At 58.5% G+C, this 15,396-nt stretch carries 14 protein-coding genes; 9 read left to right on the top strand and 5 right to left on the bottom strand.

Annotation, left to right across the window (positions count from 1 at the left end; translation table 11 throughout):
- Positions 1-40: 40 nt before the first annotated feature.
- Together GE107_RS18200 and GE107_RS18195 are read right to left on the bottom strand one after the other, a co-directional pair.
- Entirely contained in the window at positions 41-541 is a 501-nt protein-coding gene (locus tag GE107_RS18200) for a hypothetical protein (protein WP_219641420.1), read from the bottom strand.
- A gap of 262 nt (positions 542-803) precedes the next feature.
- Positions 804-1,637: an ABC transporter ATP-binding protein gene (locus tag GE107_RS18195; RefSeq protein ID WP_219641419.1), complete on the bottom strand. Its 834-nt coding sequence runs from the start codon at positions 1,635-1,637 to the stop codon at positions 804-806.
- 210 nt (positions 1,638-1,847) lie between these two features.
- Here GE107_RS18195 and GE107_RS18190 point away from each other — a divergent pair, with 210 nt between their 5' ends.
- The 9 genes from GE107_RS18190 (at position 1,848) to GE107_RS18155 (ending at position 12,767) form a co-directional block, all read left to right on the top strand.
- Positions 1,848-2,528: a hypothetical protein gene (locus GE107_RS18190; protein ID WP_219641418.1), complete on the top strand. Its 681-nt coding sequence runs from the start codon at positions 1,848-1,850 to the stop codon at positions 2,526-2,528.
- A gap of 89 nt (positions 2,529-2,617) precedes the next feature.
- The gene (locus GE107_RS18185) at positions 2,618-3,892 is read left to right on the top strand and encodes a stalk domain-containing protein (protein ID WP_219641417.1); all 1,275 of its coding nucleotides are present in this window, start codon (positions 2,618-2,620) and stop codon (positions 3,890-3,892) included.
- A gap of 86 nt (positions 3,893-3,978) precedes the next feature.
- Entirely contained in the window at positions 3,979-4,992 is a 1,014-nt protein-coding gene (locus GE107_RS26675) for a FecCD family ABC transporter permease (RefSeq protein ID WP_255570609.1), read from the top strand.
- Positions 4,989-6,032 carry a FecCD family ABC transporter permease gene (locus GE107_RS18180; protein ID WP_255570608.1) on the top strand — a complete coding sequence of 348 codons (1,044 nt, stop codon included), beginning with the start codon at positions 4,989-4,991 and terminating at the stop codon, positions 6,030-6,032. Before GE107_RS26675 ends, GE107_RS18180 begins: the two co-directional genes overlap by 4 nt.
- Positions 6,033-6,203: 171 nt before the next feature.
- A complete protein-coding gene (locus tag GE107_RS18175) occupies positions 6,204-7,238 on the top strand; it encodes a LacI family DNA-binding transcriptional regulator (protein WP_219641415.1) in 1,035 nt (344 codons plus the stop codon).
- Positions 7,235-7,927, top strand: coding sequence for an ABC transporter ATP-binding protein (locus GE107_RS18170; protein WP_219641414.1), 693 nt, complete (start codon positions 7,235-7,237; stop codon positions 7,925-7,927). Before GE107_RS18175 ends, GE107_RS18170 begins: the two co-directional genes overlap by 4 nt.
- Positions 7,902-8,933, top strand: coding sequence for an efflux RND transporter periplasmic adaptor subunit (locus GE107_RS18165; RefSeq protein WP_219641413.1), 1,032 nt, complete (start codon positions 7,902-7,904; stop codon positions 8,931-8,933). Before GE107_RS18170 ends, GE107_RS18165 begins: the two co-directional genes overlap by 26 nt.
- Positions 8,934-8,988: 55 nt before the next feature.
- Complete coding sequence (locus tag GE107_RS18160; protein ID WP_370636451.1) at positions 8,989-11,874, top strand: ABC transporter permease; 2,886 nt, start codon at positions 8,989-8,991, stop codon at positions 11,872-11,874.
- 5 nt (positions 11,875-11,879) lie between these two features.
- Entirely contained in the window at positions 11,880-12,767 is an 888-nt protein-coding gene (locus tag GE107_RS18155) for an ABC transporter ATP-binding protein (protein WP_219641412.1), read from the top strand.
- A 20-nt stretch (positions 12,768-12,787) separates the two neighbouring features.
- Here GE107_RS18155 and GE107_RS18150 read toward each other — a convergent pair whose 3' ends face one another.
- The 3 genes from GE107_RS18150 to GE107_RS18140 are packed head-to-tail and all read right to left on the bottom strand — an operon-like array spanning position 12,788 to position 15,369.
- The gene (locus GE107_RS18150) at positions 12,788-13,903 is read right to left on the bottom strand and encodes a GerAB/ArcD/ProY family transporter (protein WP_219641411.1); all 1,116 of its coding nucleotides are present in this window, start codon (positions 13,901-13,903) and stop codon (positions 12,788-12,790) included.
- Positions 13,904-13,921: 18 nt separating this feature from the next.
- Positions 13,922-14,152, bottom strand: a complete 231-nt coding sequence (locus GE107_RS18145) for a hypothetical protein (protein WP_219641410.1) — start codon at positions 14,150-14,152, stop codon at positions 13,922-13,924.
- A 5-nt stretch (positions 14,153-14,157) separates the two neighbouring features.
- Positions 14,158-15,369 (bottom strand): Ger(x)C family spore germination protein, encoded by a 1,212-nt coding sequence (locus GE107_RS18140; protein WP_219641409.1) that lies wholly within the window; start codon positions 15,367-15,369, stop codon positions 14,158-14,160.
- Positions 15,370-15,396: the final 27 nt, after the last annotated feature.

Raw genomic sequence — 15,396 nt, 5'->3', positions numbered from 1 at the left:
GGGAAGCGACAGGGAAGCCGTTACGTTCCGGCGCTCCCGTTCATGTTCTGCTCGTCTTGCGAAGCGGATTTTGCGACTGACAGGTGGTGTCTTCCGGAACTGCGAACACTGTAGTGACTTCCGGAGGCGTTATTTCTGCGAAATCCCCGACTACGAGCGCTGCAGCGACTTGTGGAGACGTTATTTCTGCGAAATCCCCGACTACGAGCGCTGCAGTGACTTCCGGAGACGTTATTTTTGCGAAATCCCCGACTACGAGCGCTGCAGTGACTTGTGGAGACGTTATTTCTGCGAAATCCCCGACTACGAGCGCTGCAGTGACTTGTGGAGACGTTATTTCTGCGAAATCCCCGACTACGAGCGCTGCAGCGACTTCCGGAGACGTTATTTCTGCGAAATCCCCGACTACGAGCGCTGCAGCGACTTCCGGAGACGTTATTTCTGCGAAATCCCCGGCTACGAGCGCTGCAGCGACTTCCGGAGACGTTATTTCTGCGAACTCCTTAGGTATGCTATATGTTGAGAAAGCAGAACCGCGCAAGGGGTCTTTCTTGATCGGCGAACGGCTCGGAAGAGTCGAGTGAATCAAGCTTAGTCGAGTGAATCAAGCTTAAATGAGAGAACTCCCGGTAAATCTGTATGAAATATCGAATAGAATCGTGGTGTAGGTGGAGAATAGGGCAGATTCTATATGATTTTTCAAATAGATTTATCCAAGTTTACCGCCTTCGGAAATTTTCTATATGAAATTTAATACAGAATCGTACGTGCCCGCTAATGGAAGCGTTCGATCGTTCCGTTCGTCAAGCGAGCTCTTTCCACAGGGGATCGGACTCCGGAACTTCCCCGCCGGATCTGCTTTTGCCGTAAGGAATGCAGAGCGGGGTGCCGTAGACGGGATCCAGGATCATTTGGCATTTCATTTCGAATACCGCTTCGATCATCTCGGCCGTTACGACCTCTTCCGGCGCTCCCTGAGCGTAAACGCGCCCGTTTTTGATGGCTACGATTCGATGCGCGTACCGGCAAGCCAAGTTGATATCGTGCAGGACCATGACGATCGTCCGACCGTCTCTTTCGTTCCGTTCGTAGAGCAGGTCGAGCACCTCGAGCTGGTGCGTCATGTCGAGATAGGTCGTCGGTTCGTCGAGCAGAATCATGTCCGTATCCTGGGCCAGCGTCATGGCGATCCAAGCCCGCTGCCGCTGCCCGCCGGACAATGAATCGACGCTCTTTTCGGCCCATTCGGAGAGGCCGGTCACTTCCAGGGCCCGGCGAACCATCTTCTCGTCTTCGCGGGACCATTGCCGGAGCCAGCTTTGATAGGGGTAGCGTCCTTGCTTGACAAGCTGCAGCACCGTCAGCCCTTCAGGTGCGGTTGGTCCTTGCGGCAGCAGAGCCATCCGTTTGGCGACTTCTTTCGTCGGCAGCCGGGCGATGTCGCCGCCGTCCAAGAGGATGGCGCCCTGCTCGGGCTTCAGCAGCCGGGCCATGGAACGAAGCAACGTCGATTTTCCGCAGCCGTTGCTTCCGATCAACACCGTGATTTTCCCCGTTTCAACGGATAGGTTCAAGTCCTGGAATATCCGATGGCTTCCGTAGGACAACCCCAAGCTTTTCGCTTCTAACGCGTTCAAGCGCCGACCCCGCCTTCCGTTCGTTTCTTGCCTCATCACGTATGAGAGGAATCCTCTTATTGGATTTTAGGCGCTCGGAACTCAAGCTGTCAATGACAATGAGATTCATTCTCAAAAAAAAGATTGAAAAACGAAATCGCCGACTATAGAATAGGGACTTGGAAACCATGACCAGCCGATGGCACAGGTCAAGCAGGGAGGAATTGAGAAGTGAAACGCATTATCGGACTTTGCATGTTAGCCGGATCTCTCATCGTATCCGGTTGCGGCGCGTCGTCGGGCGATCAACCGTCCGAAGCCGAAATCGCAGCAGGGGCCCGGACGCCGGCGGCTGCGGAACAAACGGAGTCGGCAAACGCGGAGCCCGCCGGGCAAGAACCGCAGGCGACGGCAACGGCTCCGGCCCAACCGGCGGAGCAACCCGTTTCGGAGCCGGCTGCCGAAGAAGTGAAGAAAGAAGAGAAAGAAGCCAAGCCGACGAGCGCTGCCGAGAAGGCAGCCGTGGAAAATAAAGAGGCGAGCAGCGCGGTAAAAGATTCGATCATGGAAAAAAGCGCGGGCGGAGCGCCGGAAAAGAAAGACGATCGGGCGACGCGGGCGGCGGAAGCCGTCGCCGGACTGAAATCGCTCGCGAAAGACCTGAAGCAAAAAGCCGAGGATCAAGACGCCGCCCAAGTCCAGTCCATTGCCGGTGAAATGGCGAAAAATTGGGACTCCGTCAAACCCGACGTCCAGACGCTAGCGCCGGACATGGTCTCGTTTCTGGGGGAGAAGATGGCTAAGCTGGCTGAATTGACGGGTTCGGACAAGATCGACATGGATGCCCTCCTGCAGCTGGATTATCAGCTTTATCAGGGATTCCGCCAGCTTTCCGACCAATTGAACGGTTGACGCTTGACAGGAAGAGGGCCGTATTTTATTATCACAAATGATAATGATTATCAATTTCATACATAAACCGAAAGGCGGTTTGCGGTTCCATGTTCAAATCCATGTTTCGCTCGGCTGCAATCGTGTTATCCTTCATTCTCGCGTTCGGCATCGTTCCTCTGACGGCTTCGGCTGCGGGAACGGTTAAAGTCGTGCTCGACGGCAAAGAAATTTCGTTCGGCGTCGCGCCGCAAGTGATCAACGGGCGCACGATGGTTCCTTACCGCGTCCTCGCGGAGAAGCTCGGCGCGAAAGTCGGATGGGATGACAAGACAAAGAAAATCACGGTTGCCAAGGGAACTTCCAACGTCGTCCTGACGCTGAAGAGCAACAAAGCGACGGTTAACGGGCAAACGGTCACGCTGGACGCGGTTCCCGTCGTGAAGAACGATACGACGCTCGTGCCGCTCCGGTTCCTCGGCGAGTCGCTCGGCCTGTGGGTGAAATGGTCGTCCTCTTCGAATACGGCGACGTTGGCGAGCCAAAAAACGATCACCCACGCAATGGGCCAGACGACGTTGAACGCGGTTCCGAAAAAGGTAGTCGTGCTGTTTAACGGGATGGTCGACATTTCGCTTACGCTGGGCGTGAAGCCGGCGGGAGCGGTCGAATCCTGGGTTCAGCAGCCTTGGTACCACTATCTGAGAGCCGACATGGGCGGCGTCAGAAACCTCGGGGACGAGAATCAGCCGAACATGGAAGCGATCGTCGCGCTGAAACCGGACCTGATCATCGGTTCCAAGCTGCGTCATGAGAAGATCTACGGCCAGTTGTCCAAAATCGCTCCCACGATCATGACGACCGACGTGTTCAGCTGGAAAACGAACATGCAAATGGCCGCGGAAGCCTTGAACAAGGAGGATGTCGCCATCGCGTTCCTGGAGAAATGGAATAAGCGCGTCGCGGATTTCAAATCGAAAATGGGCGGCAAACTCAAAACCGAAGTTTCCATCATCCGATTCCAGCCGGACGGAACCGCGCGGTTCTATGTCACCGGATACGCGGGCACGATTCTCCAGGAACTGGGCCTCTCCCGTCCGAAAGCGCAACAGGTTGAAGGCAAAACCGTCGTCGGCGTGACCTCGAAGGAACAGATCCCGCTGCTCGACGGAGACGTCATCTTCGATATTACGTCCGACTTGGGAAGCGACGAGGAGTCGTTCAAGTCGCAGCAGGATTGGCAGTCCAATCCGCTCTGGAGCAACTTGAAAGGCGTCAAAAACGGCAAGTACTACAAGGTGAACGACGTCACCTGGAACATGTCCGGCGGCGCGACCTCGGCCATGATGATGCTGGACGATCTGTACTTCTACTTCGACCTGTGATCGCAAGGAATCGTCAATAGGCAGCGCATAGAAGAATGGGCGTGAACGCTCATTCTTCTGCGCGTCGTGGAAGCGGAGAGGGATATATGGGAAACATGTTGCCGGGCTCTATGGCGAAAAGTCTGGGACTCCTGATCGGATTCGCGCTTCTCTTGATTTGCATGTTTGCGAGTCTCGCCTATGGAGCGACGGATATCGGCTGGAAAGACGTCGTCGATTCCTTTATTCATTACGATACGGGCTCGAATGAGCAAGTGATCGTACAAACCTCGCGGACGCCCCGGACGATGATCGCGGCGGCCGTCGGGGCGAGCCTCGCCATCTCCGGGGCGTTGATTCAGGCGGTGACGAGAAACCCGCTCGCAGAGCCGAACGTGTTGGGCGTGAATTACGGAGCGGTTTTTTTCGTCGTATTCGCCGTTACCGTGTTGTCCGTGACCTCCCTGGCGAAGCTGATGTGGATTTCGTTCGCGGGAGCCGTGTTCGGCGCGGCGGTCGTGTACTTGCTGGGCTCCGCCGGCCGCGACGGGCTGACGCCTCTGAAAATCATCCTGGCCGGAGCGGCCGTCAGCGCATTGTTCACGTCCTTTACGCAAGGGATGCTCGTACTGAACGAACAAGGGTTGAATGATGTGCTGTTCTGGCTGACCGGCTCCGTCGCGGGGCGCACGATGGAGATGCTGTCCGAAGTTTGGCCCTTCATGGCGGGATGCTGGATCGTCTCCTTGCTGCTGGCGAGGCATCTCAACGTTCTGACGATGGGGGAAGACACGGCGCAGGGACTGGGGCAACGAACCTTGGCCGTCAAACTCCTGGCCGGAGCCGTGATCGGACTGTTGGCCGGGAGCTCCGTGGCCGTAGCGGGCCCCGTCGGATTCATCGGGATGGTCATTCCGTACGTCGCGCGATTCTTCACGGGCCCCGATTACCGCTGGATCATCCCGTTCAGCGCTTTGCTCGGCGCGATTCTGCTGCTGATCGCGGATATTGCGGCTCGGTTCGTCATCATGCCGGAAGAGCTTCCCGTGGGCGTCATGACGGCATTCGTCGGCATCCCTGTCTTCATCTATCTTGCGCGGAGGGGGCTGGAGAAATCTTGAGGAATTACACTCCGCTCCGCGTCGCCAAGCTGCCGGTTTCCTTTTTGTTTCACAAGAAAACGTTGTTTTGGGCGCTTCTTCTGTTGCTCGGCAATGTTGCCGCGATTGCGGTCAGCACGGGGATGGGCGACATGTACATTCGGCCGTTGGACGCGGTGAATGCGATACTGGGAAAAGGAACCGAAGAGCACGAACTGGTCGTGCAGACGCTGAGGCTTCCGCGCACAATCGCCGCGTTTCTCGTCGGGGCTTCCCTTGCGGCGGCCGGGGCCATCCTGCAGGGACTGATCCGCAATCCGCTCGCTTCCCCGGACATCATCGGAATCACGGGCGGCGCGTCCGTCGCGGCGGTCGCTTTCATTACGTATTTCGCGGGCACGGTGAGCATCGGTTGGCTCCCGGTCGCCGCCATGATCGGGGCCGGCATCACGTCTCTCATCATCTATCTGTTAGCCTGGAAGAAAGGCGTATCTCCCATCCGGCTCGTCCTGATCGGGATCGGCGTCAACTTTCTGCTGCAATCCGCTGTCAAAACAATGCTGGTCCTTAGCCCGATCCAAACGGCCGGCCAAGCGTATGTCTGGCTGACGGGCACGGTATACGGGACACCCTGGGAAATGGTATGGGCGATGCTTCCCTGGACGCTCGTTCTCCTGCCGCTGGCGATGGTATGCGCGAGGAACGTGAACGTTCTTCAGTTGGGCGACGACATCGCGACAAGCGTAGGAAGCGCGGTGCAGCGCCAACGCTTCGTCTTGATGCTGATCAGCGTGGCACTGGCGGGCAGCGCGGTTGCGGCGGGCGGCGGGATCAGCTTCGTCGGCCTCATCGCGCCTCATATGACCCGTAAGCTGATCGGCCCCTCCTTCGGAGGCGTGCTTCCCGTTTCCGCCTTGATCGGCGGATGGATCGTCGTCGCGGCGGACCTGGTTGCCAGAACCGCTTTTTTACCGCACGACGTTCCGGTCGGGGTATTTACCGCCGGCGTCGGCGCTCCGTTTTTCATTTATTTGCTGTACCGTTACCGCAACTCCAGATGATGGCCGCTGTCAGCACGGATCCTCGGATCCGTGCTTTTGCTATAATTTCTGAGGTTGACACGCTCCAAGTTTACCAGTAAATTGAAAAATAGGTTTCGCAAACGTTTGCAGAACGGTGCGAAAGTGGTGATTTAGATCGCGAATCCAATCAAATCAAACCCCTTGGGCGAAGTGGGGATCAAGGACATCGCCCTTCGGCTGCAGCTTTCCCCAAGTACCGTTTCCCGGGCGCTGAACGGGATGTACGGCGTCAGCGCCGCGACGAAAGCGCGCGTTCTCGAGGCGGCCCGGGCGCTCGGTTACGTGCCGAACCTGGGGGCAAAGCAGCTTGTGGGCAAAGGAAGCGGATTGGCCGGCTTATTCGCGCCCATTTTGGAGGAATTCGAGCATTCCGGATTTTTGGATTTCTATAACCGCATGCAGCAAGAATTGCGCAGGTACGGGAAGGATACGATTCTGTTCACGCTCCCTTATGTCGGCTATACGCGGGGCAAGCTCGCGGAATATGCCGGATCGAGGGGACTGGAAGGCTGCATTCTGCTCCATCCGTTCGGAGAAGGCCATCCGCTTGTGGAAGAAGCGCTTTCGATCCGTCTGCCTTGCGTGAATTTTGAAAGCGTTACCGGGGAAAGCTGCGCGTCGGTCGTATCGGACGATGCGGAAGGCGGGAGGATGGCCGGCCGGTATTTGCTTGAACGCGGTCACCGCAGCTTTGCCTACGTGGACGGTCCTCCGTCACGGGTGTGCCGCGAACGGCTTGCCGGATTCCGGGAGGCGCTGAAGGCCGGCGGCATCGATCCGGCCGGCATATGGATCCTGCAAGGCGACTTCTCCGGGGAGAGCGGAGCAAATGCCGCGGAACGAATCGCGGAACGGGCCGGAAGCGCAAGGCCCACCGCCGTTTTCTGCGCGAACGACCGGATGGCGGCAGGAGCCGTCATGCGGTTCGCCGAGCTTGGCCTCCTCGTGCCCCGTGACTTCTCGGTGATCGGATATGACGGGGATGCCTACGGGGCTTACCTGAATCCGCCGCTTACGACCGTTCGCCATGCCCGGCTTTCGATTTGCTCGATGGCGGCAACACGTCTCGTCGAAATGATCGAAGGGGGTTCCGGTACCCTGGACCGGGTTCGGCCGGAGCTTGTCGAACGCAAATCGGTCGCGAACCGGTTTTATTCCCATCCACAATCGGAGGATGCAAGATGACGACTGGAGAGCAAGACATCATCCGGGCTTCCGGGATCAAGCGGACATTCGGCAAAGGCCAAGGGGCCGTTACGGTGCTCAAAGGGGTCGATCTCGCCATCCCCGCGGGCAGGCTGATCGCCTTCAAGGGCAGGTCCGGCTCCGGCAAAACGACGCTGATCAACCTGCTCGGCGCGCTCGACCGCCCGACGGAGGGCAAGGTGTATTTCGCGGGGCGGGAAATGTCGGCGCTTTCCGACCGGCAGAGGGACGAAATCCGGCGGAAGGAGATGGGGCTCGTATTCCAGTCTTTCGCTCTCATTCCGCTCATGTCCGCTTACGAGAATGTGGAATTCATCCTGCGGATTTCGGATTTCCCCGCGAAAGAACGGAAAGACGCCGCGATTCGCGCCTTGGACCAAGTCGGCCTGGGGCCGAGGATGCATCACCGGCCGTTCGAAATGTCGGGAGGCGAGCAGCAGAGGACGGCGATCGCCCGGGCCATCGCCCACCGGCCCAAGCTGCTGCTCGCGGACGAACCGACGGCCGAGTTGGACAGCCGGACCGGTCTGCATATCATCAAGGTGTTTCGGGATTTGGTGCAGCAGCAGGGAATGACGGTCATTCTGACGACGCACGATCCGGCTATTATGGAAATCGTCGATCAAGTCTACGAACTGGAGGATGGACAAATTGTCGCGCAGCTTTAAGCATCCGCCGGCGTTGGCACTGCTTGCCGTACTGTCGGCAACCTTGGCCGGCTGTTCCCTGCTTCCCAAGGAAGAAAACGCCCTGAAGCCCCCGCTGGTGAAGCCCGCCCAGGAAAACTACCGCACCGTCAAGGTGGAGAGAGGGACGATCGTCAAGCAGATCAAAGGAATCGGATCGCTGGAATCGGTCTCGACCTACGTCGCGCAGTTCACCGGACAAGGCGGGCGGCTCCAGAGCATTGCCGTCAAGTCCGGGGATAAGGTGAAGAAAGGCGACGTGCTGGTGCAGCTGATCATGGACGACCTGGATCTGAAGCTCAAGGAGCAGGAACTGTCGCTGGAGAGAGCCAAGCTGGCCTTGCGCCAGGCCAAAGCCGCGGGCAGCGGCCAGCTCCGCATCGCTTCCCTCCAGCTCGAGATCGAGCAGATCAAATACGACCGCCTCAAGGAACAGTTGGGTGGCAAGCAGCTCCGCTCGAACATCGACGGTCAGGTCATTTTCGTGGAAAGCCTGAAGGAGGGCGATTTCGTCGAGCCTTACCAGACGCTCGTGACCGTGGCCGACCCGACGAAGCTTCGCGTGTCGCTGCGCGTAGAGAACGCGGCGGACATCCGGGATGCCGAAGTGGGCATGTCCGCGGAAGTAACGGTCCGGGATGCCAAGGTTGTCGGGAAAGTCGTGCAAACGCCGAGCTCCGCCCCTCAGACGCTGAACAAGGATCTGCAGGAGAAGTACGGCAAAACGCTGTACATCGAAATTCCGGATCTTCCGAAGGATGCCGAAATCGGCTCGATGGCCGACGTCGCGATCGTCACCCAGAAGAAGGACAACGTGCTGCTCATTCCGAGAAGCGGCCTGAGGTCTTACCTCGGCCGGAATTTCGTCCGGGTTCTGGAGGACGGAAAGCGGATCCGCGAACTCGACGTCGAGCAGGGGCTGACGGGTTCCACCACCGTCGAGATCGTCCAAGGCGTGGAAGAAGGCCAGGACGTCATCCTGCAATAGTCCCCGATTCTGCAGGAGTCCCCGATTCGCAATCGAACTGCAGGGAGGCTTGTCAGTGGCCTTATTCGTCATGATCATCCGCAAAATGGCGCAAAACCGGTGGCTCGTGTCGAGCCTTTTCTTCGGCATGCTGATGACCGTGGCGCTCGTCAGCACGATGCCGATTTATTCCGAGGCGATCCTGTCCCGGATGCTGGTCAAGGATTTGGAGACGTATCAGACCGAATCCGGCATCTATCCGGGGACGCACTGGTCCGTGCTCAATTTCTATGATCAGACGGAAGGGAAGCGCCGGGAAATTCTGGCCCGCATCGACGGTTATATGGACAGGGACGCCGCCCCCGGATTCGGCATCCCGGTGAAAGAGCTCGTCAGGGAACGCCGCACGAAGTCCGTCCTGTTCACGTTCGAGGAGAAGGCTCGCAATACGAGCAAGAACAAACCGAGCACGACGCTGAGGATGTTCAGCGGCCTTGCGGGCCATATCCGGCTCATCGACGGACGGATGCCGGAAGATCGACCCGCGGACGGCGTCTACGAGGTGCTCGTCACGGACCGGGCGCTTGGATACTATAAGCTGGTGCTGGACACGGTGCTCGTTCTGGAAGATCCGAAAATCAAGGGAACCGTGAAAATCAAACCGGTCGGCGTCTTCGAAAAGAAGGAGGACGACGACCCTTACTTCCGGGATGCGAGCCTGTCCGAGCTGAGCAACACATTCGTCATGGGCGATAAGCTGTTCCAATCGGAAATCATAGATCAAGGCAAAGTCCCGATCGCCTCCGCCGGCTGGTATTTCGTGATGGATTACGCGAAGCTCGAGCTGCGCGGGATCCAGAATTTCCTCGATACCGACAAGCAGATCCGGAACACGCTGACCGCCGCGGCGGGACGTTATCAATCGGATTACCGAGTGCCGGCTCTGAAGACGATCGAGCAGTATTTCGACCGGGCGAAGAAGCTGAGGACGTTGATGTGGTCGTTAAACGTGCCCGTTCTGATCATGCTCGGGTTCTACATGTTCATGGTTTCGAATTTGATCACGGAGAGGCAGAAGAACGAGATCGCCGTCTTGCGAAGCCGCGGGGCCGCCCGTTGGCAGATCGTCCTGTCGTTCGCGGCCGAAAGCTTGCTGCTGTGCGGGGTCGCGTACGCGCTTGGGCCGCCCATCGGCCTTGCCCTGACCAACGTGCTGGGCGCGTCGAACGGGTTCCTGGAGTTCGTGCAGCGGGCGCGGATGCCCGTCCACCTGAACCGGGAGGCTTATCTCTACGGGGGGCTGGCGGCTGTCGTCTCTTTCCTCATGACGATGGTTCCCGTCCTGCTGGCGACCCGGGTGTCCATCGTCGGGCACAAGCAGCAGCTGGCCCGCTTCGTGAAACTCCCGCTGTGGCACAAAGCTTTCCTGGACATCCTCGCCCTGGGGGTTGCCATCTATGGCTTATTTACTTTCCGTACCAAGCTGAAGGACATCCAAAATCTCGGACTGGATGCCGATTCTTTGCGGATCGATCCGCTGCAGTTCGTCGTCCCCGCGCTGTTCGTGCTCGGAACGGGCTTGCTGCTGCTGCGGCTATACCCGTTCGTGCTGCGGCTTATCTATTGGCTCGGACGCAAATGGTGGCCTCCTTCCCTGTACGCCACCCTCATTCAAGTCGGGCGGTCCAATAGCCAATACCAGTTCCTGATGGTGTTCCTCATCATGACGATCGCGATCGGCGTGTTCAGCGCGGGCGCCGCCCGGACGCTGAACGGCAATACGGAGGACCGGATCCGCTACGGCAACGGCGCCGAGTTCGTGCTGCAATCCGAATGGCCGAACGACAAGCCGCCGGAAACGCCTGTCGGTCCTCCGGGGGCAGCGCCAACCGCATCCGCCGTGCAGAAAGGCCCCATCCACTATTTGGAGCCGCCTTTCGATCCGTACCCGAAGCTGCCGGGCGTCGAATCCGCGGCGAAGGTGTTCGTGAAACGGGACGCTTCGTTCAGCTCGGGCGAGGCGACCGGCTCCGCCACCCTGATCGGCATCGACACCGACGATTTCGGTCGCACCGCCTGGTTCCCGGAAGGTTTGAACGCGTATCCGTTCTACGAATACCTGAACTTGATCGCCTCCGATTCGCGGGCGGTGCTCATCTCCCGTACGCTGGCGGAGCAGCGGAACGTGAAGTCGGGGGACACGATATTCGCGGGATGGGGCGAGACCGACAAGCAGCCCTTCATCGTGTACGGAATCATCGATTATTTTCCGACGTTCAACCCGAATCCTCCGCTGGGCTCGGTGGATGCGTCCGACAAGGAGACCGAGCGGAATGCCCCGATGCTGATCGTCGGCCACCTCTCGCGCATCCAATTGCAGCTGGGGCTCGAGCCGTACCAGGTATGGCTGAAGCTGAAGCCGGGGGCGTCTACCGAGGAATTGTACAAGGCGATCGAGAACTCCGGCCTGAGCGTGACGAGCATCCTGAACACGAGGGCGGATCTGGTGAAAGCGAAGAACGACCCGTTCCTGATGGCGCTGAACGGAGTGCTGACGCTCGGCTTTATCATTTCGATCCTGGTCAGCTTCGTCGGATTTCTGCTGTACTGGATTTTGTCGCTGAAGGGAAGGACGCTGCAGAACGGGATTTTGCGCGCGGTCGGCCTGTCGCTCCGGCAGCTGGTCGCGATGCTCGCGCTGGAGCAGCTTCTCACCTCGGGAGTCGCGATCCTGATCGGGGTCACGGTGGGCAATCTCGCGAGCCGGCTGTACGTGCCGAATTTCCAGATCGCCTTCAATCCGAGCAGCCTGGTGCCGCCGTTCCAGGTGGTGTTCGACCCGCTCGATTTCGTGCGGCTCTATTCCACGGTCGGGTTCATGCTGCTGCTGGGCATCGGCATTCTGACGTACATGCTGTCCCGCATTCGAATCCATCAAGCGATTAAGCTCGGGGAGGACTGATGGGCGTGATCCATTGCGAAGGCTTGGTCAAAATTTACAAAGCGGCGGACCTCGAGGTTTTCGCCCTTCAAGGATTGGACCTGCACGTGGAAACCGGCGAACTGATGGCGATCATCGGAAACAGCGGGAGCGGCAAGTCCACGCTGCTCAATATGCTGGGCGGGCTTGACCGGCCCTCGGCGGGATCGCTGACGGTCGACGGACGCAACATGCTGAAAATGTCGGAGTCGGATCTCGTGCGCTACAAACGGGAAACCGTCGGGTTCGTCTGGCAGAATAACGCGCGCAATTTGATCCCTTATTTGACGGCGCTCGAGAACGTGGAGCTGCCGATCCTGCTGCAGGGGCGCCGGAAGCGGATGCGCGCTCTAGAGCTGCTCGAGGCGGTTGGGCTCACGCACCGCAAGAACAATAAGCTGCACCAGCTGTCCGGCGGCGAACAGCAGCGAGTGGCCATCGCGATCGCGCTCGCCAACCAGCCCAAGCTGCTGCTTGCCGACGAGCCGACAGGCTCGGTCGACTCCAAGATGTCGGACCAGATCCTCGACTTGTTCCGCGAGCTGAACCGGACGATCGGCATTACGATCGTCATCGTCACGCACGATCCGCACCTCGCCAAGAAGGTCGACCGGGTGGTCGCCATCCGCGACGGAAAAATTTCCTCGGAGATGCTGAGGCGGCGCTCCTATGCGGAAGAGCTGGCCGAGCTGGAGCGGGGAATCGCCCCTTCGGAGGAGGATTCCCACGTCGAATACGCCGTGCTCGACAAGGCCGGACGGCTGCAGGTGCCCGCCAGTTACCTCGAATCGATCGGCGTGAAGGACAAGAACAAGGTGAAGGTGGAGCTCGTGGAAGGGAAAATCGTGCTGACGCCGCCGGAGGAAGCTTCGTGACGGCAGGGGCTAATCGGATGTCACGAAGGCGATGCTTCGCCGGAACGGCGGCCGCTGCCGCGCCGGACGGCTGCCAACGCCAGCAATACCAGGATCAGCAAGCCGTAAGTCAGCGTATAACTGGACCACGTCGATCTTGAGAAATCGATGAGATAACTGATGCTGGGAGCGATCAACTGCGCGAACGCCGTCAACAGGAAAGCCATCGGGAAAACAAGCGGGCGGTAGTCGGTCAATCGAAAGATTTGCGCCAAAATCGTAATCGCGACATAGAAGCAGATGACCACCTGGAAATAGATCGTGATGAACCACATCAGCGCCATAATCGCTTCTACGCGTTGAACGAACATGCCGATTTCGATCGTTTTCGCCATCTCGTAGGTCGGGAACAGCTCGTTTGCGGTCTCCGGGCCTCCCAATACCGCTACGCACAGCAGCGTGAGAATGCAGAGACTGCCGCCGCCCAGCAGCGTACCCTGCAAAAACGATTTCGCCGCCTGCCTGGAATCGGAGACGAACGGAAAGATCGGCAGCAGCAAAACCAGGTTCATATACGGAAAACCCGCCACCTGGTAGGCTCCCGACAGGACCGGTGCCATTCCTTTGGCCAAGACGGGCTGCAGTTTTTCCGCTTCGATCTGCGGGGTCACGAAGACCACGAAAATGATAAAGAGGGCGACGACCAGCGGGTAGAAGACATCCGCGGTTTTTCCGATGTTTTCGATTCCTTTGCGCGCGCCGACCGCGGCAATGAACAAATACAGTCCTATGATCCATTGAATCGGCGTCTCGGGCATCATCGTGGAGGCCATGAAGACGCTGAGCGAACGCGTGGTGAGCGAACAGAGAAGGAGGGCGTGAAGGAAAAACAGGAAAGCGACGGCGCTGCCCGCCCAGCGCCCAAGAATCCCCTGGCTGTATTGCGGTAGAGTGCTTTCGGGAAACCGCGTCCCCATCTTGCGAAGCAGCAATACGATCAACACGCCGAAAAGCAGACCGGCGGCCGCGGAAATCCAGGCGTCCTGCTTGGCTTGTTCGGCGAGGAACGTCGGGGTGATCAGGATCGCCCGACCGAGAATGAAAAACATAACCAATTTGCGGAATTGGGCAGGTTCGATTTTTCCGTTGTCCGGCATGCAAGGTACCCCGTTTCGTTAGTGCCTCAGGACGAACTTCCCGATGGGTTCGAAGACGGCTTTGAGCGCGTCCAGCGGAGTGGGAAGGTCCTCGGGCAGACCTGCCGCAAGATTGGAGGCGATTGCCGCTGCAAGCAGCACCAAGAACATCCAGAGTTCTTTGGTCTTTTTTCTGCGGAAGAGACCGGGGGCTTCGACGAGCCCGATAACGGCCCCCAGAACGAGCACGCCGATCGTACCCCATGACATGGCGGTTACTCCCTCATTTGCCTGATCAATGATCTTTTCGTTTTGAAGATTTCCCGGATTTTGGTCGAAACGGATACTTGAACCCTTATTTCCGGAAAGGCTTCGGACCATTTCTTCTCCACGCCGCTCCAGTATTTCGGTTTGGAGCGGGCAAAGGCGGAGCCGAAACCGAAAATATCGGCCTTGTAATCGGTCTGCGCGGTTTTCACCGCATCCTTGACGGTATCCCGAATCTCTTCGTTAACCAGCTTCTCGATCGCATTGATCGTTGCCGGGTTGGACATGTCGATGTTGCATTGCGCGTCGGCGATGCTCGCCTCGGCGCTTATCTTCACGTTGACGGCGGGTTCTCCGTTTACCAGCTTCGGCTTCATCTTGGCCTTCGTGTTCAACAGCTCGACCGTTATCGTGTGTTTTCCCTCCGGGCAAGGAACGCTGACGGAGGTGCTTTTTATCTTACCCCTGACGTAGTTGACCCCTTTGCTCTCGCGCTGGTTCAACCATCCCAACAGTCTATCCTTTTTGAAGACGGCGTAACCGGTATACGCAAGCTCCGACCTCACTTGAATCCGTGCTACGCTCTCTTTCTCGCTGCCTTCCTCCGGATTTCCCTGGATCGTAACTCCGGACAAGACCGGATCTTGCCCTTTGGCCGTCAAGGCAGACAGGAACTCGCCGATTTGAATCGCGCCGCTGGCGCCCCAAGCTTTCGAAGACGAATCCAGCGAATCGCGCAGCTTGTTGGCCGGAATGCTCTCAAGCGGCGTGAATATGCGCAGTACTTCATTGGCGGTCATGCCCTTGGCGACGATCACGAAGAAATCCCTGCGGTATTCGTGGTCTCTCGCGATATGATCAAGGACGTCGGCAACGCCGGATCGGGCCAGCTTCTCTCCGAGCACGAGGATTTGCAGCTGGCCGACGTAAATTTTTTTCGAGACCTTCATCGTCATTTTGCGAGCGGCGAGCTGTATGCCTTCCCCCGTTTCCGATAACAGGGTGACGGGGGCCCGATCGCCTCCGCCTCCTCCGCCGATCGGGGAAATCGCGGGGGCATACAGGAGCTGGTCGGAGAGCAGGATGTTGCCGTCGTTTAGCCGATCGAGCCCAATGGTGGTGGTAACCGCAATTTCGTTCAGCTCGCGGCGGTTCCAGCACCCGGAGAGGAATGCGGCCGCGAGGGCCCAGACGAGGGTCAGCCGGATCGCTTTGTACATAGAGACCTCCTCGAACGGAGCGGTCGA

It is taken from the genome of Cohnella sp. CFH 77786, from assembly GCF_019400745.1.
In the GTDB taxonomy this organism is placed as follows: Bacteria; Bacillota; Bacilli; order Paenibacillales; family Paenibacillaceae; genus Cohnella.
The sequence above is the reverse complement of the archived record's forward strand: the minus strand, read 5'-3'. Positions and strand labels throughout refer to the sequence as shown.